This window comes from Telluria sp. RB2R28, assembly GCF_059685835.1.
On the sequence record NZ_JCASIK010000001.1, the window covers coordinates 285221 to 308804 of the forward strand.

Consider the following 23584-nt stretch of genomic DNA (forward strand, 5'->3'; position numbering starts at 1 on the left):
AAGTGGATCAAGACATCGTAGAACGGGTCAAGAACGACCCCAATTACCAGAAACTCAAACGCATCCGTTCCCGCTTCGGCTGGACGCTGACCTGGGCCATGATGATCGTGTACTACGGCTTCACGCTGCTGGTCGCGTTCAACAAGGAGTTCATGGGCACCCCGATCGGCGACAGTGTCATCACCTGGGGCATTCCCCTGGGCCTGTTCGTCATCCTGTTCACCGTTCTGATTACCGGCATCTATGTGCGCCGCGCCAACCGCGAATACGACGAGTTGAGCGACGCCATCCGTGCAAAGGTGGGCGCATGATGGCCGGCGCTCGCACCTCCTCGCTGCTGGCACTCGTGCTGCTGGCCGCCACCGGCCTGGCCCACGCCGCGCCCGACATGGGCCAGGCCGTACGCCAGCCGACCAACTGGACCGCGATCAGCATGTTCGCGCTGTTCGTCGTCGGCACGCTGTTCATCACCAAGTGGGCTGCCGCCAAGACCAAGTCGGCGTCCGACTTCTACACCGCTGGTGGTGGCATCACCGGTTTCCAGAATGGCCTGGCGATCGCGGGCGACTTCATGTCGGCTGCGTCGTTCCTCGGTATCTCGGCCGCCGTGTTCCTCGACGGTTACGATGGCCTGATCTACGCGATCGGCTTCCTGGTCGGCTGGCCCGTCATCACGTTCCTGATGGCCGAGCGCCTGCGCAACCTGGGCCGCTTCACGTTTGCCGACGTGGCCTCGTACCGCTTTGCGCAAAAGCCGATCCGCGTGTTCGCGGCCTCCGGCACACTGGTCGTCGTCGCGTTCTACCTGATCGCGCAGATGGTCGGTGCGGGTCAGCTGATCAAGCTGCTGTTCGGTCTGGAATACTGGATCGCCGTCGTGCTGGTCGGTATCCTGATGATGGTCTACGTGCTGTTCGGCGGCATGACGGCCACCACCTGGGTCCAGATCATCAAGGCCGTGCTGCTGCTCTCGGGCGCGTCGTTCATGGCGTTCTCGGTGCTGGCGCAATACAACTTCAGCCCGGCCAAGCTGTTCCAGACCGCGACCGAAGTGCATGCCAAGGGCACCGCCATCATGGGTCCGGGCACCTTCATCAAGGATCCGATCTCCGCCATCTCGTTCGGCATGGCGCTGATGTTCGGTACCGCTGGCCTGCCGCACATCCTGATGCGCTTCTTCACCGTGCCGAGCGCGAAGGAAGCGCGCAAGTCGGTGCTGTGGGCCACCACCTGGATCGGCTACTTCTACATCCTGACGTTCATCATCGGCTTCGGCGCGATCGTGCTGGTGGGTACCAACCCGGCATTCAAGGATGCAGCCGGTGCCCTGCTGGGCGGTAACAATATGGCGGCGGTCCACCTGGCCAAGGCCGTGGGCGGCGACGTGTTCCTGGGCTTCATCTCGGCGGTGGCGTTCGCGACCATCCTGGCTGTGGTGGCAGGTCTGACGCTGTCCGGCGCCTCGGCCGTGTCGCACGATCTGTATGCGACCGTGTTCAAGAAGGGCAATGCCACCAGCGAAAACGAGCTGCGCGTATCGAAGATCACCACCATTGCCCTGGGTATCGTGGCCGTGGTGCTGGGTATCGCTTTTGAGAAGCAGAACGTTGCCTTCATGGTGTCGCTGGCCTTCGCGATTGCCGCATCGGCCAACTTCCCGGTGCTGTTCATGTCGGTGCTCTGGAAGGATTGCACCACCCGCGGCGCCACGGTTGGTGGCTTCCTGGGCCTGGCCACGGCAGTGGGCCTGACGATCGTGTCGAAATCGGTATGGGTCGACGTGCTGCACCATCCGGCGGCGATCTTCCCGTATGCCTCGCCGGCCATCTTCTCGATGGCAGTGGGCTTCATCGGTATCTGGCTGTTCTCGATCACCGACAAGGGTCCGCGTGCCCAGATCGACCGTGCAGGCTTCGAGGCGCAGCAGGTGCGCGCCGAGACCGGCATCGGGGCATCAGGCGTGTCAGGCCACTAACGTCCGGTCAGTCAGCCAGCGCAAACCGGGTGTGGTCCGCAAGGACCCACCCGGTTTTTTTTGGTCTCTGCACTAATCGAACTGCATCAAACCGTCGTATATCCGTCAATCCTGTCAACGACCCGCACATGGTTTGACCATTGTCGACCGGGTGCCAATTTCTGTCGTGCGACCATCCCAAAGGTAATTCCACTCAAACTTCATTCAAGCTGGAGGAGAGACATGGATCCAATCCTGGGACAAATCATCTTGTGGCCCGTACCGTGGGTACCAGTCGGCTGGGCCTTGTGCGACGGCTCGTTACTCGCGATCAATCAGAATCAGGCGCTCTACACGCTGCTGGGCAACTACTACGGTGGTGACGGTCAGCAGACCTTTGCGCTGCCCGACCTGCGTAACAGGTTTCCGATGGGCTCCCAGGGGATGACGGGGATCGCCCAGAAGGGCGGCGCCACCACGGCGAGCATGAGCGGGGCCAGCGGTGCCGGCAGCGTGACGATCGGCGTGAACAACCTGCCTGCGCACAGTCACGGGGCCGCATTCACGGGCGCGGCGGCGGCCAGCGTCAGCGTCGCGATTCCTGTCGACGCGGTCGGCCCGGCCACGGACAGCGTGCCGGGCCCCGGCAATCTACTCGGGTGCGTGACGGGCGGGCTCACACCACCAAAGCTCTTTGCGACCGACACGGCCACGAGCACGCTGCGGCCGTTCGACGTGGCGTTGCCGGCAGCGGCGGGCACGATCGCAGTGAGCACGACCGGCGCCGGGCAGCCGTTGCCGGTGCAGGTCGCCCTGACCGGCGCCATCGGCACCATGCCGCCATATACCACCCTGAACTTCATCATCGCCACGCAAGGTATTTACCCGTCACGTCCATGAGTGCTCCCGGGCTGCCAGGCGCAGCCCGGTTGAAACTTCCCTTCACGCCATCGACATCCTACGACAACCATGATCACTTCCTCGCATGCCAGCCACACCCGCGCGTCCATCGCCAACAGCAACCTGGTCCAGCCCGGCCCGGTGACGTTCGATTTCACGAACGGCGTCATCGCGCAAGACATCATCGGGAGCCCCGGCTCACCCATTGCCAGTCAGCAGATCGGCGACGCGGTGCTGACGCTCACCGCCGATGCCGGCTCTCTCGTATATACCGATGAGACATCGTTCTCAGGCTACGACGTGGTCGGCCTGGATGGCTTGACCATCTCGGTCGACCTGGAAAACCCGAACGTGCTCGCGCCTGCCGTGGTCAGGCTGGCCCTCGATGGCGGCCGGACATTCGATCTGACGGAGCTGTCGGTGCTGGACCTGAGCGCATTCGGGTTGACGGTCAATATCCGCACGGATAAAACAGTGACGCCGGTGACCTTCAACATCCCTGCTGCGCAATTCGACGGCGGCACGCAGTTGCCCAGCGATGCGGTGCGCGTGATGCTGGCCAGCGAGCCGGCGATGCAAGGCATCGCATGGGCCGAGCTGTCCAATGCAGCAACCGGCGAGGTCATCCTGCTCCAGTTCGACAATATCGTCCTGTCCAACATCGAGTCCCTGTCCACCGCCCCGGTGTTCGTCGAGCCGCTTGCCGCCAGCGTGGACGTGGACCAGAATGGCAGCGCGTTCGACCTCGCCAGCCTGCTGCACGTGAACGATCCGGACGCGGCCGAAACGCTGACCTGGTCAGTCGTCAGTCAGGCCAGCCACGGCATCGCACAACTGACGGGCGCCACGGCCAGCGGCGGCAGCGCCGACATCACGCCGGGCGGCACCTTGCTATACACACCCACCAGCGGCTATGCCGGCAACGACAGCATCACGATCCAGGTTAGCGATGGGGCTGCGACGGCAACCCGGACCATCAACTTCAGTGTCATACCGCAGACGCCCGGCACGCCCGACCTGGATGCAGGCGCCGATACGGGTCTCGAGAGCGACGACGACGTCACCGCGGCCGCCACCTTGACACTGTCCGGCACTAGTGCAACGGGCGATACGGCCAGCACGGTCACTGTGTTCATCGACGGCGATGACGACGGCACCTACGACGTCGGCGAGCAGTCTGCCACGGCAACGGTTTCCAACGGCACCTGGACCGTCAGCGACCTGTCGACGAGCGGCCTGGACGGTACCTACGCTGTGCGCGCCTTCGTCACGTCCGCCACCGGCGACCTCTCGAGCGAGCCTGGCAGCGCACTTGCCGTGACGATCGACCACACGGCGCCCACGACCAGCTTCAGCGATATCGGCATCGCGAACGACAGCGGCGCCAGCGACGCCGACTTCAACACCAACGTCGCCAGCCAGACGATCAGCGCGACCCTGAGCCAGGCGCTCGACGCCGGTGAGACGCTCCTGGGCTCGGTGGACAATGGCGCCACCTGGACCGACATCACGAACCGGGTCAGCGGCACCACACTCGACTGGACAGGCGCCACGCTGGTCGTGGGCGGGGCGATCGTGCTGCGCCTGGAAGACGAGCATGGCAATGCCGGTACGCCGGCCACGCGCGCGTACACGCTCGACACCACCGCGCCCACGACCGGAATCACGCTGGCGGAACTGAGCGGCGACAGCAACGGCGACTTCATCGTGGCCAGCGCAAACCAGACTGTGTCAGGGACGCTCGACACGGCGCTGCAGGCCGGCGAGCAGGTCCAGGTGTCGGTCAATGGCACCGACTGGCTCGATGCCATTGCCTCGACCGGCTCGCCCGCCTGGTCGCTCGCCGGCCTCGTGCTCGATGCGAGCGGCGCCCTGCAGGTGCGGGTGCTCGACCTGGCAGGCAATGCCGGGCCGGTCTACAGCAGCAACTACCTTGTCGATGCGGTGAGTCCGACCGCAGCGGTGCCGGCTGCCACTGTCCTGCAGTTGCCGGCCGGCGCCACCTTCGAGGTCGTGGTGACCTGGGGCGATACCGGCGGCGCGGGCCTCGACATCGACAGTTTCGGCACCGATAACATCAGCGTCACCACGCCCGCGAACGACCTTCTGGACGTCCAGTCGTATAGCGTCAACGGTAATGTCGTCACCTATACCGTCGCCGCGCCGGGCGGCGCCTGGGACATCCAGGATGCCGGGCGCTACACCGTCGGGATTGCGGCCGGTTCGGTGCTCGACCTGGCTGGCAACGGCGTGGCTGGCATGACCAGCGCCGGCGTCATCGACGTCACCTTCAGCAGTGCGCCCACGGTGGGCAACCTGCGCCTGTCGGCCGACAATGGCGTCAGCGATACTGACTTCAATACCAACGTTGCGCTGCAAACGATCGAGGCAACACTGTCGCGCGCGCTGCTGGCGGGCGAAAGCGTGCTCGGCTCGGTCGACAATGGCGCCACCTGGATCGACATCAGCGCCGGCGTCGTCGGCGCAAGCGTGACATGGGCCGATGTCGTCTTGCCGGCGTCGGGGACGATCATCATCCGCGCGCTCGATGCCGACAATCTTGCGAGCATTGATGCCAGCCAGGCTTACACGATCGATGTCGACGTGCCCACGACCACGCCGGCCACGGCGGTGCTGGCGATCGACTCGGGCGCCAGTGCGAACGACTTCATCACCAACGTCGCCGCGCAGGACATCAGCGGCACCCTGAGTACTGCGCTCACGGGCGACGAGTTCGTCGAAGTGTCGCTCGACGACGGTGAAAGCTGGCTCACGGCCGGCGGCAGTGGCAGTGCCTGGACGCTGGAAGGCGTCGTGCTGCCGGCGAGCGGCACGCTGCAGGTGCGCGTGGCCGACACGGCGGGCAACCATGGCGCGGCGTTGACGCAGGCTTACCTGGTCGACGGGGCGACGCCGACCGCCGGCACGCCGGTCCGGGCCAACCTGATCGATCCGGTCGGTACCAGCTTCACCTTCACCGTGACGTACGCCGATAGCGGCGCAGGCATCGATGCCGCCACGGCCGGCATCGACAATGTCAGCGTGACCGGGCCGGACGGCGTCCTGACCGTCATCAGCCACGTCGTCGGTGGCAACGTCGTCACCTACACGGTACAGGCGCCGGGTGGCAACTGGGATCCGCTCGACGCCGGTACCTACACCATAGGTATTACCGGCACGCTGCGCGATATCGCCGGCAACGCGGTCGCGGCAAATGCCGCGGCCCACACCTTCACCGTGGGCCCGGACAACCCGCCCGAACCGACGCCGGACCCGCCCACCACGACGGTCGATGGTGTGCCTGTCGTCACCAGCACCACGACCGACCCCGCGACAGGCCTGGTCAATACGGTGATCACGGTGCCGTTCGTCACAGCCACCCGCCCGGACGACCCGAACACACCAAACGCCAGCCTGGCCGACATTCCGCTGGCTGTATCGGGTGCCGGCGTGAGCTCGGTACTGACAGTCGGCTTGCCTGTCGGTACCGGGCTGCAGGCCGCTGGCCCGTCCAGTTTGCTCGACCGCGATCAGGCGCTGCGCGACCTGATCCTGCGCATCGAGCAAAAGACGGTGGCCGGCTCAGACGCGCAGGATGACATGAGCGGGGAAGGCGTCGCTTTCCTGCAGGCCTTGGCACAGAGTACCTTGCTGCACACGGCTACACTGACGCCTTCGCTGGCCCCCGGCAGCACTGCGCCGACGATCGCCATCACGGGCGATGCTTCGGGCGGCGCCGCGATCGGTCTGGTCATCGATACGACCCGTCTGCCCACAAATGCGACCATCGACCTCAACGAAGTACAGTTCGCCGCGATCGTCGGCGCGGTCACCTTGCGCGGCGGAGCGGGCGAGAACATCGTGACCGGCGATGACGCCGTCCAGAACATGTATCTTGGCGCCGGCGACGACCAGCTGTTCGGCGGCGGCGGCAACGACATCATCGGCAGTGCCGGCGGCAATGACCTGCTCGATGGCGGCAGCGGTGCCGATCTGGTGGTGGGCGGCATCGGCAACGACAGCCTGCGCGGCGGCAGCGGCGACGATGTGCTGCAGGGCGGCAATAGCGTGCGCGGCGCCTGGCAATTCACGATCGGGGGCGACGGCGCTCTCGGCGCCGCCCATGCCGAAACGGTGTTTGCCGGGGGGCGGCCGGCCGCGCTTACCCTCGCGCAGCTGGATGCCAGCGATGCCGACCTTGCGTTTCTTGCGGCCCCGCGCGACAGCCTGGTGGACATTGCGCTGCTATACCAGGCAGCGTTCGACCGCGCACCCGACATCGACGGCCTGAACTTCTACCTGAACAACGGCAACAATGCCGCGTCCGTGGCGCGCGGCATCATCGCCTCGACCGAGTGGGCCGCGCGTGGCACGAATGCGCTGACCGATGATGCGTTCGTGTCGACGCTCTACAGCCAGGTGCTGGGTCGCTTGCCCGACGCGCAGGGGTTCGCATTCTGGAGCGGCCAGCTGGCGCAAGGGCTTCTCACGCGCGCTGACGTGTTGCTCGGCTTTGCTGCCAGCACCGAACACCGGGCGCTGCAGGGTCCTGACCTCGTCATTGCTGCCTCCAGCGTCAACGCTGAAAACGGCTGGCTCGCCGCCAGCGGTGATGATCGTCTGGATGGTGGCGCCGGCAATGACTTGCTGGTCGGTGGCGACGGCACCGATACCGTCGTCTACGCCGGCGCGCTGGCCGCCACGCGCTTCGTGCTCGGGGCGACAGCGGTGCAGGCGGTGGATGCGGCCACCGGCGACATCGACACGCTGCTCGGTATCGAGCAGGGCGCATTCAGCAATGGCACGGTCGATCTCCGGTTCACCCAGGTCGACGCCGGCACGCTCAGGTCGGTGGGGCTGCTGTACCAGACCGTGCTCGATCGTAGCGGCGATCTCGATGGCTTCAATGACTGGGCCACCAGTGGCCTGGACAAGGCTGACCTGGTGGCAGGCTTTGTCGGCTCGAACGAGTTCGCGGCGCGCTATGGTGCGTTGTCGGACACCCAGTTCGTGGCGGCGCTGTATGCCAACTCGGACCTTGATGCGGATGCAGTCGGCGGTAGCGCGGGGTGGGTCGCGCAACTGGCGACCGCTTCACGTGCTGAACTGATCGGCAGCTGGATCGGGCAGCAAGATGTGATCGATGCGCAGGTGAGTGGCGCTGGACTGTGGCTGGTGTGAGGTGGATTCATGTGTTTCATGTTTCAATCCGGATTTCATGATGAAACATCCGGAATCTCGTACAGCGACTGGAAAGGACGCTGATCGTATATAAGTCCTTGAAATTGCGGTAAGAGACAGGTGGAGGCGCGCTGGCACGGTGCTTGCAATCGTTGGCCTGATCTCTTACCGCAATCACAAAGGACCAGCATGAGCACACTTTCCCCAGGCGCCGCCTTCCGCCAGGCCATCCTGGATGAATCCCCGCTGCAAGTCGTGGGCGCGATCAATGCCAACCACGCGCTGCTGGCCAGGCGCGCCGGCTTCAAGGCCATCTACCTGTCCGGCGGCGGCGTCGCTGCCGGCTCCCTCGGCCTGCCTGACCTGGGGATCTCGAATCTCGACGACGTGCTGGTCGACGTGCGCCGCATCACCGACGTCTGCGACCTGCCGTTGCTGGTCGACGTCGACACCGGCTTTGGCGCCTCGGCCTTCAATGTCGCGCGCACCGTGCGTTCGCTCAGCAAAGCCGGCGCGGCTGCCTGCCACATCGAAGACCAGGTCGGCGCCAAGCGCTGCGGCCACCGGCCAGGCAAGGAAATCGTCAGCAAGGAAGAAATGGTCGACCGCATCCGGGCCGCCGCCGACGCGCGCCTGGATGACGATTTCGTGATCATGGCGCGCACCGATGCGCTGGCCGTCGAAGGCCTGGACGCAGCGATCGAGCGCGCCGTGGCCTGCGTCGAAGCGGGCGCCGACATGATTTTCCCGGAAGCGATGACGACGCTCGACATGTACAAGCGCTTCGCCGACGCGGTCAAAGTGCCGGTGCTGGCCAATATCACCGAGTTTGGCGCGACGCCGCTGTTTACCGTCGACGAGCTGGCCGGCGCCGGCGTGGGCCTGGTGCTGTATCCGCTGTCGGCGTTTCGCGCGATGAACAAGGCCGCCGAAAACGTCTACACCGCGATCCGCCGGGACGGCACGCAGCAGAACGTGTTGGGCACGATGCAGACGCGCGCCGAACTGTATGATCGCATCGATTACCACAGCTACGAGCAGAAGCTCGACGCGCTGTTTGCCCAGAACAAAGTCAAGTAAGGAGACATCACATGAATACGCAGAACCAGGAAAACCCGACCTTCAAGCCGAAGAAATCCGTCGCCCTGTCCGGCGTCGCCGCTGGTAACACCGCACTGTGCTCGGTCGGCAAATCGGGCAACGATCTGCATTACCGCGGCTACGATATCCTCGACATCGCCACCACCAGCGAATTCGAGGAAATCGCCTATCTGCTGGTGCACGGCAAGCTGCCGAACGACGGCGAGCTGCGCGGCTACAAGGCCAAGCTGCGCTCGCTGCGCGGCCTGCCGCAGGCGCTGAAAAGCGCGCTCGAAGCGTTGCCCGCCAATGCCCATCCGATGGACGTGATGCGCACGGGCGTGTCGGTCCTGGGCTGCACGCTGCCCGAGAAGGACGATCACCACATCAACGGCGCGCGCGATATCGCCGACCGCCTGATGGCGTCGTTCGGCTCGATGCTGCTGTACTGGTACCACTTCAGCCACAGCGGCAAACGCATCGACGTGAATACCGACGACGATTCGATCGGCGGCCACTTCCTGCATCTGCTGCACGGCTTCGCGCCAAAGGAATCGTGGGTGCGCGCGATGCACACGTCGCTGATCCTGTACGCCGAACACGAATTCAATGCATCGACCTTCACCGCCCGCGTGATCGCCGGCACCGGCTCGGACATGCACTCGGCCATCACCGGCGCGATCGGCGCACTGCGCGGCCCGAAGCACGGCGGCGCCAACGAAGTCGCGCACGACATCCAGAAGCGCTATGACAACCCGGACGAAGCCGAAGCCGATATCCGCAACCGCGTGGCCAACAAGGAAGTCGTGATCGGCTTCGGCCATCCGGTCTACACGATCTCGGACCCGCGCAACAAGGTGATCAAGGAAGTGGCGCGCACCTTGTCGGAAGAGGGCGGCTCGATGAAGATGTACGACATCGCCGAGCGCCTCGAGACCGTGATGTGGGACGTGAAAAAGATGTTCCCGAACCTGGACTGGTTCTCGGCCGTGTCGTACCACATGATGGGCGTGCCGACGGCGATGTTCACGCCGCTGTTCGTCATCGCGCGCACCTCGGGCTGGGCGGCGCACGTCATCGAGCAGCGCATCGACAACAAGATCATCCGCCCGAGCGCCAACTACGTGGGGCCGGAAGATCTGCAGTTCGTGCCGCTGGCAGAGCGCAGGTAACGCCATGAATACCCATTACCGCACACCCCTGCCGGGCACGGAGCTCGACTACTTCGACACCCGCGCCGCCGTCGACGCCATCGCACCCGGTGCCTACGCCACGCTGCCCTACACGTCGCGCGTGCTGGCCGAAAACCTTGTGCGCCGCTGCGCGCCCGCAACCCTGCGCGATTCGCTGAAGCAGCTCATCGAGCGCAAGCGCGATCTGGATTTTCCGTGGTTCCCGGCGCGCGTGGTCTGCCACGACATCCTCGGCCAGACCGCGCTGGTCGATCTGGCCGGCCTGCGCGACGCCATCGCGCTGCAAGGCGGCGACCCGGCGCTGGTCAACCCGGTGGTGCCGACGCAGCTCGTGGTCGACCATTCGCTGGCCGTCGAATGCGGCGGGTTCGATCCGGATGCGTTCACCAAGAACCGCGCCATCGAAGACCGCCGCAATGAAGACCGCTTCCACTTCATCGACTGGACCAAGAAGGCCTTCAAGAACGTCGACGTGATCCCGCCCGGGAACGGCATCCTGCACCAGATCAATCTCGAGCGCATGTCGCCCGTGATCCAGGCGGAGCGCGGGGTAGCCTATCCGGACACGCTGGTGGGCACCGACTCGCACACGCCGATGGTCGACGCGCTTGGCGTGCTTGCCATCGGCGTCGGCGGGCTGGAAGCCGAGAGCGTGATGCTGGGCCGCGCCTCGTGGATGCGCCTGCCCGACATCGTCGGCGTCGAACTGACCGGCAAGCCGCAGCCGGGCATCACGGCGACCGACGTCGTGCTGGCGCTGACCGAGTTCCTGCGCAATGCCAAAGTCGTCTCGACCTACCTGGAATTCTTCGGCGCTGGCGCATCTGCGCTGACGCTGGGCGACCGCGCGACGATCGCGAACATGGCGCCCGAATTCGGCGCCACCGCCGCGATGTTCTACATCGACGAGCAAACCATCAAGTACCTGCGCCTGACGGGGCGCGACGATGCGACCGTGCACCTGGTCGAGACGTATGCAAAGCACGCCGGCCTGTGGGCCGACAGCCTGCAGACGGCCGAATACGAACGCACGCTGTCGTTCGACCTCTCGAACGTGGTGCGCAATATCGCCGGGCCGTCCAATCCGCACAAGCGCGTGCCGACGTCTGAACTGGCCGCGCGCGGCATCTCGGGCGTGGTGGAAAACACACCGGGCCAGATGCCCGATGGCGCCGTCATCATCGCCGCGATCACCAGCTGCACCAACACCAGCAACCCGCGCAATATGGTCACGGCGGGCCTCCTGGCACGCAATGCCAACCGCGCTGGCCTGACCCGTAAACCCTGGGTAAAAAGTTCGCTGGCGCCCGGCTCGAAGGCCGTGGCGCTGTACCTCGACGAAGCAGGCCTGAGCCAGGAGCTCGACCAGCTGGGCTTTGGCGTCGTCGCCTTTGCCTGCACCACCTGCAACGGCATGAGCGGCGCGCTTGACCCGGTGATCCAGGACGAAATCATCAAGCGCGACCTGTATGCAACGGCAGTCCTGTCGGGCAACCGCAATTTCGATGGCCGCATCCACCCGTACGCGAAGCAGGCTTTCCTCGCGTCGCCGCCGCTGGTGGTGGCGTACGCGATTGCCGGCACGATCCGCTTCGACATCGAGAAGGATGTGCTGGGGCTGGATAGCGCCGGGCGCGAAATCCGCCTGGCCGACCTGTGGCCATCGGAGGAAGAAATCGACGCCGTGGTCACCGCAAGCGTCAAGCCGGAACAGTTCCGCAAGGTCTACACGCCGATGTTTGCGCGCGTGGCCGACGATGGCGCCGCCGTCAGCCCGCTGTACGACTGGCGGGCGCAGAGCACGTATATACGCCGGCCCCCGTACTGGGAAGGCGCGCTGGCGGGCAGCCGGCCGCTGGCGGGGATGCGGCCACTGGCGGTCCTGGGTGACAACATCACCACCGACCACCTGTCGCCGTCGAACGCGATCCTGCTCGACTCGGCCGCTGGCGAATACCTGGCGAAGATGGGCCTGCCTGAAGAAGACTTCAATTCGTATGCCACGCACCGGGGCGACCACCTGACGGCGCAGCGCGCGACGTTCGCCAATCCAACACTCAAGAACGAGATGGTGAAGGACAGCCATGGCAAGGTGATGGCCGGTTCGCTGGCGCGCATCGAGCCGGAGGGTGAAGTCACCCGCATGTGGGAAGCGATCGAGCATTACATGGCGCGCAAGCAGCCGTTGATCATCATCGCCGGCGCCGACTATGGTCAGGGCTCGTCGCGCGACTGGGCGGCCAAGGGCGTACGCCTGGCGGGCGTCGAGGCGATTGCGGCCGAAGGCTTCGAGCGCATCCACCGCACCAACCTGGTGGGCATGGGCGTGCTGCCGCTCGAATTCAAGCCGGGCGAGAACCGCATCACCCTGGCCATCGACGGCACCGAAACGTTCGACGTGATCGGTGCGCGCACGCCGCGCGCCGAGCTCACGCTGGTCATCAACCGCGCGAGCGGCGAGCGGGTCGAGGTGGCCGTGACGTGCCGGCTCGATACGGCCGAAGAAGTGGCCATCTACGAAGCCGGCGGCGTGCTGCAGCGCTTCGCGCAGGATTTCCTTGAATCGACGGTGAAGGCGGCATGATGGACGCAACCACGTATTCTCCGCAGCGCCGGATCGCCGCCACCTATATGCGCGGCGGCACCAGCAAGGGCGTGTTCTTCAAGCTGGATGACCTGCCGGACGACGCCCGCGTGGCGGGCCCCGCGCGCGACGCGCTGCTGCTGCGCGTGATCGGCAGCCCCGACCCGTACGGCAAGCAGATCGACGGCATGGGCGGCGCCACGTCCAGCACCAGCAAGGCCGTGGTCGTCGCGGCGTCCGCGCGCGCTGAGCACGACGTCGACTACCTGTTTGGCCAGGTCGCGATCGACAAGCCGTTCGTCGACTGGAGCGGCAATTGCGGCAACCTGTCGGCAGCGGTCGGGCCGTTCGCCATTGCCGCGGGCCTGGTCGATCCGGCGCGCGTGCCGCACGACGGGGTGGCCGTAGTGCGCATCTGGCAAGCCAATATCGGCAAGACCATCCTCGCGCACGTGCCGATGGCCGCAGGCCAGGTGCAGGAAACGGGCGGCTTCGAGCTCGATGGCGTGACCTTCCCGGCAGCCGAGGTGCAGCTCGAGTTCATGGACCCGGCCGCCGAGGAAGAGGGCGGTGGCGGCGCCATGTTCCCGACCGGGAATCTGGTCGATGAACTCGACGTGCCCGGGGTGGGCGTGCTGCGCGCCACGCTGATCAACGCGGGCATCCCGACCATCTTCATCGAGGCCGGCGCGCTGGGCTACGATGGCGCTGAACTGCAGGACGCGATCAATGGCGACCCGCGCGCACTGGCCGTGTTCGAGACGATCCGCGCCCACGGGGCACTGCGCATGGGCCTCATCGCCAGCATCGACGAGGCAGGCAAGCGCCAGCACACGCCGAAGGTCGCGTTCGTGGCCAAGGCGGCCGGGTATGTGTCGTCGAGTGGCCGGCAGGTGGCGGCGGGCGAGATCGACCTGTTGGTGCGCGCGCTTTCGATGGGCAAGCTGCACCACGCGATGATGGGCACTGCGGCAGTGGCAATCGGCACGGCCGCGGCCATTCCGGGCACGCTGGTGAACCTGGCGGCTGGCGGCGGCGAGCGCTCGGCGGTGCGGTTCGGCCATCCGTCCGGCACGCTGCGGGTGGGCGCCGAAGCACTCCTGGAAGACGGGCAGTGGCGCGTGGCGAAAGCCAGCATGAGCCGCAGCGCACGCGTCCTGATGGAAGGCTGGGTGCGGGTGCCCGGCTAGTGTCGCTTTCTCGTCGCGCGAGGCTGGAGTAACGGGGTGTTTACGGGTTATGATTGACCTTCAGTGGTTGCTAAATGGCAACTCGCCGGATCATGATAACCAACAGCTTGCCTGCCTCGACGATGGATGGATTTTCGACCCCGCACGTTCCTGATGTACCGGCCCCCGGCGCGCCTGCGCGTGGCCTCGTCGGCGTGCGCCGCACGGTGCGCGAACAGCGCGCGATCTTTGAGCATGCCCCGGTCGGCATTGCCGTCACCCAGCCCGACCAGATCCGGTCATTCAACCCGCGCCTGGGCGAAATGTTCGGCTATGCGCAGCATGAAGTCGATACCATTTCGCTGCCGGACGTGTGCGTGTCGCCCGAGGCGTATCAGGCCCTGGCCACCGAAGCGTTCACCGTGCTGGGGCGGGGCGACATGTTCGAAAAGAGCGAGCAGCAGTTCCGGCGCCGCGACGGTTCGTCCTTCTGGGCGCGCCTGCGCGGCTGCGCCGTCGAACCGGGCAACCGCAGCGCGGGCACGATCTGGATCGTCGAGGATGTGACGGAGGCGCGCCAGGCGGCCAGTGAAATGCAGGCGATCATGACCAACGCGTCGATCGGCGTCATGTTCACCCGCAACCGCGTGATCCGGCGCGCCAATCCTGCCTTCTGCACGATGTTCGGCTATGCCGCCGACGAGCCGATCGGCGTCTCGACGCGCGTGCTGTATCCGGACGAAGACGCGTACCGGGCGCTGGGCGCCGAGGCGTATCCGCAGCTGGCGGATGGCCGGCCGTTTCGCACCGAACGCATCCTCGTGCGCAAGGACGGCGCGCCGGCCTGGGTCCTGATGATCGGCTACCAGGTCAATCCGCTCGATCCGGACAAGGGCACGATCTGGATGCTCGAAGACCGCACCCGCGAAAAGGGCGACGAACAGTCGCTGCGCGAGGCGCTGATGGAAAACCGGGCGATCCTGAACAATGCGGTGCTGGGCATTGCCGTTGTCGAGAACGGCCGCACGCTGCATTGCAACCGCAAGATGGAAGAGCTGTTCGGCGCGCCGCCGGGCGGCATGGACGGCGCGCCGGTGCGCGCGCTGTATCCCGACCAGGATAGCTGGATGACAGCGCGCGCCGTGTCCGAGACGCAGTTCGCCGCAGGCCAGGCCCACATGGCCGAGCATGAAATGGTGCGACGCGACGGTACGCGCTTCTGGGCGCGCCTGTCCGGGCGCCTGTTCGACGCTGCGCTCACGCGCGGGCGCAGCGTCTGGCTCGTCGACGACGTGACGGCCCAGCGCGAAGCGGCCGACGCCGTGCGGCGCGCGCGCGACGAGCTCGAAGTGCGCGTGGCCGAACGCACGGCCGAACTGGCCGGCGCCAATGCGCTGCTGCAGGAAGAAATCAACGAGCGGCGCCAGGCCGAGGCGCGCGTGCACCACATGGCCTACCACGACAGCCTGACCGGCCTGCCCAACCGCGCCATGCTGTCGGACCGGCTCGATGCGGCGATGCGCAGCGTGGCCAGCGGCGACGAGGCGCACAAGGGCGCGGGCCTGGCGCTGATCTTCCTCGACCTGGACCGGTTCAAGACCATCAACGATTCGCTGGGCCACCTGGTGGGTGACCAGCTGCTGTGCGAAGTCGCGCGCCGGCTGGTGCGCTCGGTGCGCCCGGGCGACCTGGTGGCGCGCCTCGGGGGCGATGAATTCGTCGTGTTGCTGCCCGGGGTCGAGGAGGGCGCTGCCGCCGCTGCGGTCGGCGACGCGATCATCGCGGCGCTGGCCTCGCCGTGCGCCATCGAAGGCCGCAGCCTGCATATCTCGCCGTCGATCGGCATCTGCCTGTACCCACAGGACGGCGGCGACGTCGATACGCTGATGCGCCACGCGGACGCGGCGATGTACCAGGCCAAGGCGGCGGGCCGCAACAATTACCAGTTTTTTACCGAGCGCATGAACCAGGCCGCAGCGCGCCACTTCGACCTCGAATCGAGCCTGCGCGGCGCGCTGGCGCGAAACGAATTCGAGCTGCACTACCAGCCGATCATGTGCACCGCCACGCGCCGCGTGCACGGGCTCGAAGTGCTGCTGCGCTGGCGGCGCGGGGGCAATGAACTGGTGGGCCCGGACGAATTCATCCCGATCCTCGAAGAGAGCGGCATGATCATGGCGGTGGGCGAGTGGGTGATCCGCACCGCATGCGCGCAGAACCAGCTGTGGCGCAGCGAAGGGCTGGATGTCGTGCCGCTCGCGATCAACCTGTCGGCGCGCCAGTTCACGCACCATGGGCTGGTCGACTCGATCCGCAGCATCGTGCAGGAAACCGGTATCGACGCGGGCCTGGTGGAATTCGAGATCACCGAGACAGCCCTGATGCAGCATGGCGGTCAGACGCTCGAGACGCTGCGCCAGATGAATGCGATGGGGATGTGCCTGTCGATCGACGACTTCGGCACGGGGTATTCGAGCCTCGCGTACCTCAAGCGGTTCCCGGTGCGCAAGATCAAGATCGACCGTGCCTTCGTGCGCGAGCTCGAAGTGAGCGCCGAGGATCGCGCGATCGTGGCGGCCGTGATGGCGCTGGCAAACAGCCTGCAGCTGGCGGTGGTGGCCGAAGGCGTGGAGACGGAAGGGCAGTACGCACTGCTGCGCTCATTCGGCTGCGAGTTTGCCCAGGGCTATCTGTTTGCGCGGCCGTTGCCGGCGGCGCAGATCGGCAGGCTGCTGGCTGGTTAGTCGGCCAGCGTCGCTACCACGGGGGCGTGGTCCGACGGCTGCTCCCATTTGCGGGTCTCGCGGTCGATGTGGCATGCGGTGCAGCGCTCGGCCAGTGCCTTGGACAGCAGGATGTGATCGATGCGCAGGCCGCGGTTGCGGCGAAACGCCATCTGGCGGTAATCCCACCAGCTGTACTGTTTCTCGGGCTGCTCGAACAGGCGGAAGGCGTCGGCCAGGCCCAGGGCGATGAGCGCCTGCAGCGCGCCGCGCTCGGGCAGCGAGAAGTGGATCCGGCCTTCCCACTCGGCCACGTCGTGCACATCGCGCGCCTCGGGCGCGATATTGTAGTCACCGAGGATCGCGAACTGCGGGTGCGCGGCCATCTCGGCCGCCACCCACGTTTGCAGGGCGGCCAGCCAGGCTAGCTTGTAGACATACTTGTCGGAGCCGACTTCCTGCCCGTTAGGTACGTACGCGCAGATGAAACGCACGCCACCGATCGTCGCGGCCAGCAGGCGCTGCTGTGGATCGTCGAAGTGCGGATTGTTGCGTACAACATCCTCAATCGGCAAGCGGGACAGGATTGCCACGCCGTTGTAGGTCTTCTGGCCCGAGAACGCGACCTGGTAGCCGGCAGCGTTGAGTTCGGCGACCGGGAATTTGTCGTCGGTCAGCTTGGTCTCCTGGATGCAGAGCACGTCAACAGGATTGGTGTCCAGCCATTGCAACAAATGTGCAAGACGAACTTTCAAAGAATTCACATTCCAGGTGACAATTTTCATCGGTTTATCTACAGTTAACGTTGTGGAGTTGCTGATAGCTCAAGTGTGTGTAGGCAAATTGCTTGCCAACCGGCTATTATTAACGAAATTACCGGATTGATTAGGTGTCATGCATGAAATAACGATAGGGTTATCCATGTTGGGTTGGTATAATTACAACATCTGATGACACTATTCATTGGTAGCTTTCCAAAAAGTATTGCCCGATTTGCCCTTCGAGACTATAACTAGTTGGGTCCGGTACTTGTCGCAAAAAGCGACAGCATCGAGGGATTGCTTTTTGGTAATAATAAAATTGCGTAGGTGCAACTTTCATTGTACCATTGGCTTGTCGCGATGCAGCGTGGTCGACAGCTCACACAGTTGTTAAAGCCATCGACGTGCGCTAGTGGTACTATTGTGAAATATTGCGTTCAGGAGTTCATCATCCTGGCGCAGAATTGAAAAGGACAGAAATGCGCAGTGCATTTGAAGCATGGGCCCAGCGTGAAGGCCACATCGTTCGCCGCCGCGAAGACAAGCCCGAGGAATACCTCGTTTTCGAAACCCAGCGTCGTTGGGTGATCTGGCAAGCTGCCCTGGCGCATGGCGCCAAGACCGCGGCCGACTCACCATCGAAGTTCGGCAAGGATGGCAGCCCCGTGCCAGCCATCGCGCCCGACGAAGCGGCAGTGCGCAACAGCGTGCTGAACGAAGTCCTGGACGCTTTCAGCGAACTGGACGAGACCGCCGGCATGGAAGGCGTGCTCAAGGTCATCCAGGGCCTGAAGAAAAAGCAGAAGGCCGAGGCCGAAAAGGTCTGACCCGGTCTGCCGGATGCGTTACCGCCACTACAAGGGCGGCATCTACGAGCTGGTGTGCGAGGCGCTGCTGGAATCCGACGACACCCCGGTCATCGTGTACCGGGATGCGGGCGGGGCTGTCTGGGTGCGGCCTCGTGCCGCATTCTTCGACAGCGTCTGCGTCGACGGCGCCTTGCAACCGCGTTTCGCGCCGCTCGACTAATCCCACCTCAGTATTTGTGCGCCGCTGCCGTTAAAGAAGCATCCGCTTCTCGATGGTTGCCATGTCACCTTTTCTCCGTCTACCAGTCCTGTCCGTGCTTGCCTTGCTGGGTGGCTGCGCGACCATGTCCGATTCCCCCATGCAGCAGCTCGAAGTGCGCACGGTGCTCGACTACCGCGAGATTGGCGGGGTTGGCTGCATCTTGAGTAATGACGCCGGCCGCTGGTATGTGATCGCCCCGGGCCGCGTGACCGTTACGCGCAACAAGGGGCCGCTGTCGATCAGCTGCAAGAAGCAGGGTGTCGCCATGGCCGCCGAGAGGGTAGAGGCGCAGCTCAACACCAGTAATCTTGTCGGCAACCTGGTCACGACGGCGGGTATCGGCCATTATGTCGACCGCTATTCGGGCGCCGGTTACGGTTATCCGGCCACGCTGACCGTACTGATGCAGCCAGCAGAAAAGTCCGCCGCAGCGGCGGGCGCCGAGCCGGTGGCATCGCGCATGTTCTGACTTCGGCCCGCTGGCCGTAGGGTGGACGGCTACGCCGTCCACGCGGTCAACATGGGGCGGCTTCGTGTTGCCGTGTTGGACTCGCGAACGCGTGGACGGGAAACCCGTCCACCCTACATGATGGTGTGCGGAGTGCTTACACGCGATTCATCAGGAACGTGGTCAGGAGCGGCACCGGGCGGCCCGTGGCGCCCTTGGCGGCGCCCGATTTCCAGGCGGTGCCGGCGATGTCGAGGTGGGCCCAGGTGTACTTGCGGGTGAAGTTCTCCAGGAAGCACGCGGCCGTGATCGATGCGGCGCCCGGGGTGCCGATATTGGCCAGGTCGGCGAAGTTCGACTTGAGCTGGTCGTTGTAGATCTCGCCCAGCGGGAAGCGCCACGCCACGTCGCCAGCCTGCTTGCCGGCCGTGAGGAGTTCGTCGGCCAGCGCGTCGTGCGCGGCGTCGTCACGGGTGAACAGGCCGCTCGTGTGGTGGCCCAGGGCCACGATGCAGGCGCCCGTCAGCGTGGCGATGTCGACCACGACGGCCGGGTTGAAGCGCTCGGCGTACGACAGCGCATCGCACAGCACCAGGCGGCCTTCGGCGTCGGTGTTGAGGATTTCAATCGTGGTGCCGTTCATTGCGGTGACGATGTCGCCCGGCTTGGCCGCGCGACCCGATGGCATGTTTTCGCAGGCGACGACGATGCCGATCACATTGAGCTTCAGGCCCATCTCGCCGATGGCGCGGAAGGTACCCAGCACCGAACCGGCGCCGCACATATCGTATTTCATCTCGTCCATGCTCGGACCCGGCTTGATCGAGATACCGCCCGAGTCGAACGTGATGCCCTTGCCGACCAGGACGACCGGCGCGTCGTTCGGCTTGCCGCCGTTGTGGCGCAGGACGATGAACTTCGGCGCTTCTTCGCTGCCGCGCGCGACTGCCAGGAAGCTGCCCATCTTGAGCGCTTCGAGCTGCTTGCGTTCCAGGACTTCGAGGCCGAAGCCGAAGTCGTCGGCCAGCTTGCGCGCCGTTTGTGCCAGGTAGGTCGGGGTGCAGATGTTCGGCGACAGGTTGCCCAGGTCGCGCGTGAGCTTCATGCCGTTGGCAATCGCCGCGGCCTGCGCCAGGGCGGCCTTGGCGCTGCCGGCATCCGGCGTGGCGATGACGACCTTGCGCACGCCGGCGGGTGCCGGTTCTTTCTTGCTTTTTTGTGCGTCGGTACGGTATTCGGCGTCGCTCGAAGCCAGCACCAGCGCCTGCAGCGCCCAGTTGGCATCGCGTTCTTTCACGCTGTCGAGCGGGAATGCGATAATGGCGTCCGTGGAACCCAGCGTGGCGAACATTTTCAGGGCGGCCGTCGCGCCCGTGGTGAAGCTTTTCTGGGAAACGATCTCGTCAGCGCCCAGGCCGACGAGCAGCACGCGCGCCGCAGTCACGCCCGCAACGCCGCGCAGCAGCAGGGTCGAACCAGGCTTGCCGCTGATGTCGCCGGACTTGACCGCCGCGCTGATCTCGCCATTCACGTCGAGTGCTTTTGCTGCAGCCGACAATTTTTTATTTTCGAACACCGCCACTGCTACACAGCCGGTCTTCGCCGCTGCCAGGGTGTTTTTTGTGTCGAATGCTTTTATGCTAAAGTCCATTTGGTTCTCCGATTCGTTGTTCGCGGCGGACTGCCTAATCTGCAATTATAACGACTCTATTGAATGATCTTCCGACGTTCCCTGCAACGTGAGTTGGCAAGCGCCGCTGGCGCGACCTTCACGGTGCTGTTTTCCATTCTTGTGACCTGGACGCTGATCGCCATTCTTGGCCGCGCGGCGGGCGGCAAGGTCGCGTCCGGCGACGTGCTGTCGCTGATCGTGTTCCGCAGCGCCGAGCTGCTGCCGATCATCCTGATCCTCACCTGCTTCATCGCCGTCGTCGCCGCCGTCACGCGCAGTTACCGCGATTCGGAAATGGTCGTCTGGTTCGCATCCGGCCAGTCGCTGCTGGCGTGGATCCGGCCCGTGCTCACCCTCGGCCTGCCGATGGTGTTCGTCGTGGCCGCGCTGTCGCTGGTCGTCACGCCGTGGGCCAAGATGAAGAGCGCCGAATTCGTCGAGCGTTTCCAGAAGCGCGAAGACCTGCAGCGCGTTGCGCCGGGCCAGTTCCGCGAATCGAGTTCGAACGACCGCGTGTTCTTCGTCGAGCGCAGCGCCGAAGGCACGACCGTCGTGCAGAACGTGTTCGTCAACAGCGTCAGCGGCAACACGCACTCGGTCGTGGTGGCCAAGCAGGGCGTGATCGAATCGGACGGCAAGGGCGGCCAGTTCCTCGTGCTGAGCAACGGGCGCCGCTACGAAGGCATTCCGGGCCAGGCCAATTTCCAGACGATGGAGTTCGAGCGCTACAGCATGCGCGTGGCCACGCAGGCCCCAATGCTGGGCGCCGATATCCCGGTGGCGGCGTTGTCCACGCCCGCGCTGCTGCTCGCGCCCAACCGCTTTACGCAGGCCGAACTGCTGGCGCGCATCGCCGCGCCGATCACCTGCCTGATCCTGATGCTGCTGGCGATCCCGCTCGGCTTCGTCAACCCGCGCGCGGGGTCGTCGGCCAACATGATCCTGGCGCTGCTGATCTTCTTCACCTATAACAATCTGGTGCGGCTGTCCGAAGCCAGCGTCAAGCAGGGCAAGCTGGCGTTTGCCATGGGCTGGTGGCCGCTGCACCTGTTCGCGCTGCTGTGCGTGGCGGGCCTGTTTGCCTGGCGCCTGAACGTGAACCACCCATACCATCCGCTGGTCATGCTGAGCGCCTTCAAGCGCCGCCTGCGCAAGCCGCAGCCGCTGCACAAGCGTGACGAGGCAGCCGTCGAATGAAAATCCTCCAGCGCTACTTCGCAATCAATATCTTCCAGGCGGTGGCCTTCGTGCTGGCCGCATTCCTGGCGCTCGTCGCCTTCATGGACCTGACCAGCATCCTGCCATCGGTCGGCAAGAACGACTTCGGCATGCAGCATGCGTTCCTGTACGTGCTGCTGCTCGTGCCGGGCAATGTGTACCAGGTGATGCCGGTGGCCGCGCTGATCGGCACCATCTACACGATGGCGCAATTTGCCTCGAGCTCCGAGTTCACCATCATGCGCGCCTCGTCGATGTCGACCCGGCATGCGGCCTGGATGCTGTTCAAGATCGGCGCCATCTTCGTCGTGGTGACATTCATTTTCGGGGAGCTGATTACCCCGCGAACGGCGCCGATCGCCGAGCGCATGCGCTTAACGGCCAAAGGCGGCTCGGTCTCGGCCGAGTTCCGCTCGGGCATGTGGACCAAGGACAGCGTGCACGAAAACGGCGTGCGCGGCACCATCACCGGCTCGCGCTTCTTCAACGTGCGCCGCATCGCGGCCGACGGCCAGCTCGAAGATGTGCGGCTCTACGAGTTCGACAACAATATGCGCATGCGCTCGCTCGTGACGGCGGCGCGCGGCACCTATGGCGGCAACAACACGTGGCGCCTGACGGATGTGACGGAAACGATGTTCACCAACAGCCGCGAGTTGCCGGCGCCTGGTTCGGCCGTGCCGGAGGGGCAGACCATCCAGAGCACGTATGGCCAGGAAACCGCGGCCATTGCGACGCGCAAGCTGGCCACCTACACGCTGGCCTCCGAGATCACGCCGAAGATCCTGTCGGTGTCGCGCTCGGATCCCGAGCGCATGTCGGCGGCCGAACTGGCCGTCTACACACGCCACCTGGCCGAGAACCGGCAAGAGACGGAGCGCTTCAAGGTCGCGTTCTGGAAAAAGGTCATCGATCCGTTTTCGATTTTCGTCCTGATGGCGCTGGCGCTGCCGTTTGCCTACCTGCACACGCGCAGCGGCGGCGTGAGCCTGAAGATCTTCATCGGCATCATGATCGGCGTGAGCTTCCTGCTCATCAATTCCCTGTTCTCGCACCTCGGTGTGCTGACCATCCTGCCTGCGTTCTTTACTGCGCTGGCACCCAGCCTGTTATTCCTGCTTATGGCGCTCGGTGCGCTGTGGTGGGTGGAGCGACATTAAATGCAACGTGGTTTAATCCTGTTTGCCCACGGCGCGCGCGCCGCGTCATGGGCAGTTCCTTTCGAGCGCTTGCGCGACCAGACGCGTGAACGTGTCGCCGGTGCGGTCGTGGAGCTGGCGTTCCTGGAACTGATGACGCCGAGTCTTCCCGATACCATCGACGCCATGCGCGCGCAGGGCATCGACGACATCACGGTCGTGCCGGTGTTCCTGGGGAAGGGTGGTCATTTGCTGCGGGATCTGCCCGCGCTGTGCGAAGAGGTGCGCGCGGCGCATCCGGACTTGACGCTCAATGTCGCCGGCGCCATCGGTGAGGATCCGGGCGTGCAGCGGGCGATGACCGATTACTGCGTCAATTCGTTGGGTGGCTGAACGCGTGGACGGAGAATCCGTCCACCCTACGGTGTCAAGGCAACCGGTGCATGACGGGTATCCGTCCGCGCGTACGGTGTCAAGGCAACCGGTGCATG

General features: G+C 65.0%; 17 protein-coding genes. 15 read left to right on the forward strand and 2 right to left on the reverse strand.

The features are described from left to right. Positions 1-2 precede the first annotated feature (2 nt). From AC56LV_RS01265 to AC56LV_RS01305, 9 genes are all read left to right on the forward strand, one after another. Entirely contained in the window at positions 3-311 is a 309-nt protein-coding gene (locus AC56LV_RS01265; protein WP_499452886.1) for a DUF485 domain-containing protein, read from the forward strand. Next, a complete protein-coding gene (locus tag AC56LV_RS01270; protein ID WP_499555412.1) occupies positions 308-1975 on the forward strand; it encodes a cation acetate symporter in 1668 nt (555 codons plus the stop codon). The genes AC56LV_RS01265 and AC56LV_RS01270 overlap by 4 nt, the downstream gene beginning before the upstream one ends. Before the next feature lie 222 nt (positions 1976-2197). Beyond that, complete coding sequence (locus tag AC56LV_RS01275) at positions 2198-2854, forward strand: phage tail protein (protein ID WP_499555414.1); 657 nt, start codon at positions 2198-2200, stop codon at positions 2852-2854. 69 nt (positions 2855-2923) lie between these two features. Continuing rightward, positions 2924-8035 carry a beta strand repeat-containing protein gene (locus AC56LV_RS01280; protein ID WP_499555416.1) on the forward strand — a complete coding sequence of 1704 codons (5112 nt, stop codon included), beginning with the start codon at positions 2924-2926 and terminating at the stop codon, positions 8033-8035. 189 nt (positions 8036-8224) lie between these two features. Beyond that, complete coding sequence (prpB, locus tag AC56LV_RS01285; protein ID WP_499555418.1) at positions 8225-9115, forward strand: methylisocitrate lyase; 891 nt, start codon at positions 8225-8227, stop codon at positions 9113-9115. An 11-nt stretch (positions 9116-9126) separates the two neighbouring features. Further along, positions 9127-10287: a bifunctional 2-methylcitrate synthase/citrate synthase gene (gene prpC, locus AC56LV_RS01290; protein WP_499555420.1), complete on the forward strand. Its 1161-nt coding sequence runs from the start codon at positions 9127-9129 to the stop codon at positions 10285-10287. A 4-nt stretch (positions 10288-10291) separates the two neighbouring features. Next, entirely contained in the window at positions 10292-12892 is a 2601-nt protein-coding gene (gene acnD, locus AC56LV_RS01295; protein WP_499555422.1) for a Fe/S-dependent 2-methylisocitrate dehydratase AcnD, read from the forward strand. After that, entirely contained in the window at positions 12889-14082 is a 1194-nt protein-coding gene (gene prpF, locus AC56LV_RS01300) for a 2-methylaconitate cis-trans isomerase PrpF (RefSeq protein WP_499555424.1), read from the forward strand. The genes acnD and prpF overlap by 4 nt, the downstream gene beginning before the upstream one ends. Positions 14083-14174: 92 nt before the next feature. Continuing rightward, complete coding sequence (locus AC56LV_RS01305; RefSeq protein WP_499555426.1) at positions 14175-16805, forward strand: bifunctional diguanylate cyclase/phosphodiesterase; 2631 nt, start codon at positions 14175-14177, stop codon at positions 16803-16805. Here the strand turns inward: AC56LV_RS01305 and xth are convergent. After that, entirely contained in the window at positions 16802-17569 is a 768-nt protein-coding gene (gene xth / locus AC56LV_RS01310) for an exodeoxyribonuclease III (protein WP_499555428.1), read from the reverse strand. The genes AC56LV_RS01305 and xth overlap by 4 nt on opposite strands. A gap of 455 nt (positions 17570-18024) precedes the next feature. Between xth and AC56LV_RS01315 the strand changes: the two genes are divergently transcribed. The 3 genes from AC56LV_RS01315 (at position 18025) to AC56LV_RS01325 (ending at position 19085) form a co-directional block, all read left to right on the forward strand. After that, positions 18025-18372 (forward strand): phiTE_015 family protein, encoded by a 348-nt coding sequence (locus AC56LV_RS01315; protein WP_183550317.1) that lies wholly within the window; start codon positions 18025-18027, stop codon positions 18370-18372. 13 nt (positions 18373-18385) lie between these two features. Next, entirely contained in the window at positions 18386-18574 is a 189-nt protein-coding gene (locus AC56LV_RS01320; protein WP_499555430.1) for a DUF1653 domain-containing protein, read from the forward strand. Between the two features lie 124 nt (positions 18575-18698). Beyond that, positions 18699-19085: a hypothetical protein gene (locus tag AC56LV_RS01325; protein ID WP_499555432.1), complete on the forward strand. Its 387-nt coding sequence runs from the start codon at positions 18699-18701 to the stop codon at positions 19083-19085. Positions 19086-19221: 136 nt separating this feature from the next. Here AC56LV_RS01325 and AC56LV_RS01330 read toward each other — a convergent pair whose 3' ends face one another. Beyond that, positions 19222-20715: a leucyl aminopeptidase gene (locus tag AC56LV_RS01330; protein ID WP_499555434.1), complete on the reverse strand. Its 1494-nt coding sequence runs from the start codon at positions 20713-20715 to the stop codon at positions 19222-19224. Between the two features lie 63 nt (positions 20716-20778). Here AC56LV_RS01330 and lptF point away from each other — a divergent pair, with 63 nt between their 5' ends. From lptF to AC56LV_RS01345, 3 genes are read left to right on the forward strand one after another with little or no spacing between them, the layout of a single operon-like run. Beyond that, positions 20779-21933 (forward strand): LPS export ABC transporter permease LptF, encoded by a 1155-nt coding sequence (gene lptF, locus AC56LV_RS01335; RefSeq protein WP_499555435.1) that lies wholly within the window; start codon positions 20779-20781, stop codon positions 21931-21933. Next, complete coding sequence (gene lptG, locus AC56LV_RS01340; RefSeq protein WP_499555436.1) at positions 21930-23114, forward strand: LPS export ABC transporter permease LptG; 1185 nt, start codon at positions 21930-21932, stop codon at positions 23112-23114. The genes lptF and lptG overlap by 4 nt, the downstream gene beginning before the upstream one ends. Further along, on the forward strand, positions 23115-23486 hold the full coding sequence (locus AC56LV_RS01345) for a sirohydrochlorin chelatase (protein ID WP_499555438.1): 372 nt from the start codon (positions 23115-23117) through the stop codon (positions 23484-23486). Positions 23487-23584: the final 98 nt, after the last annotated feature.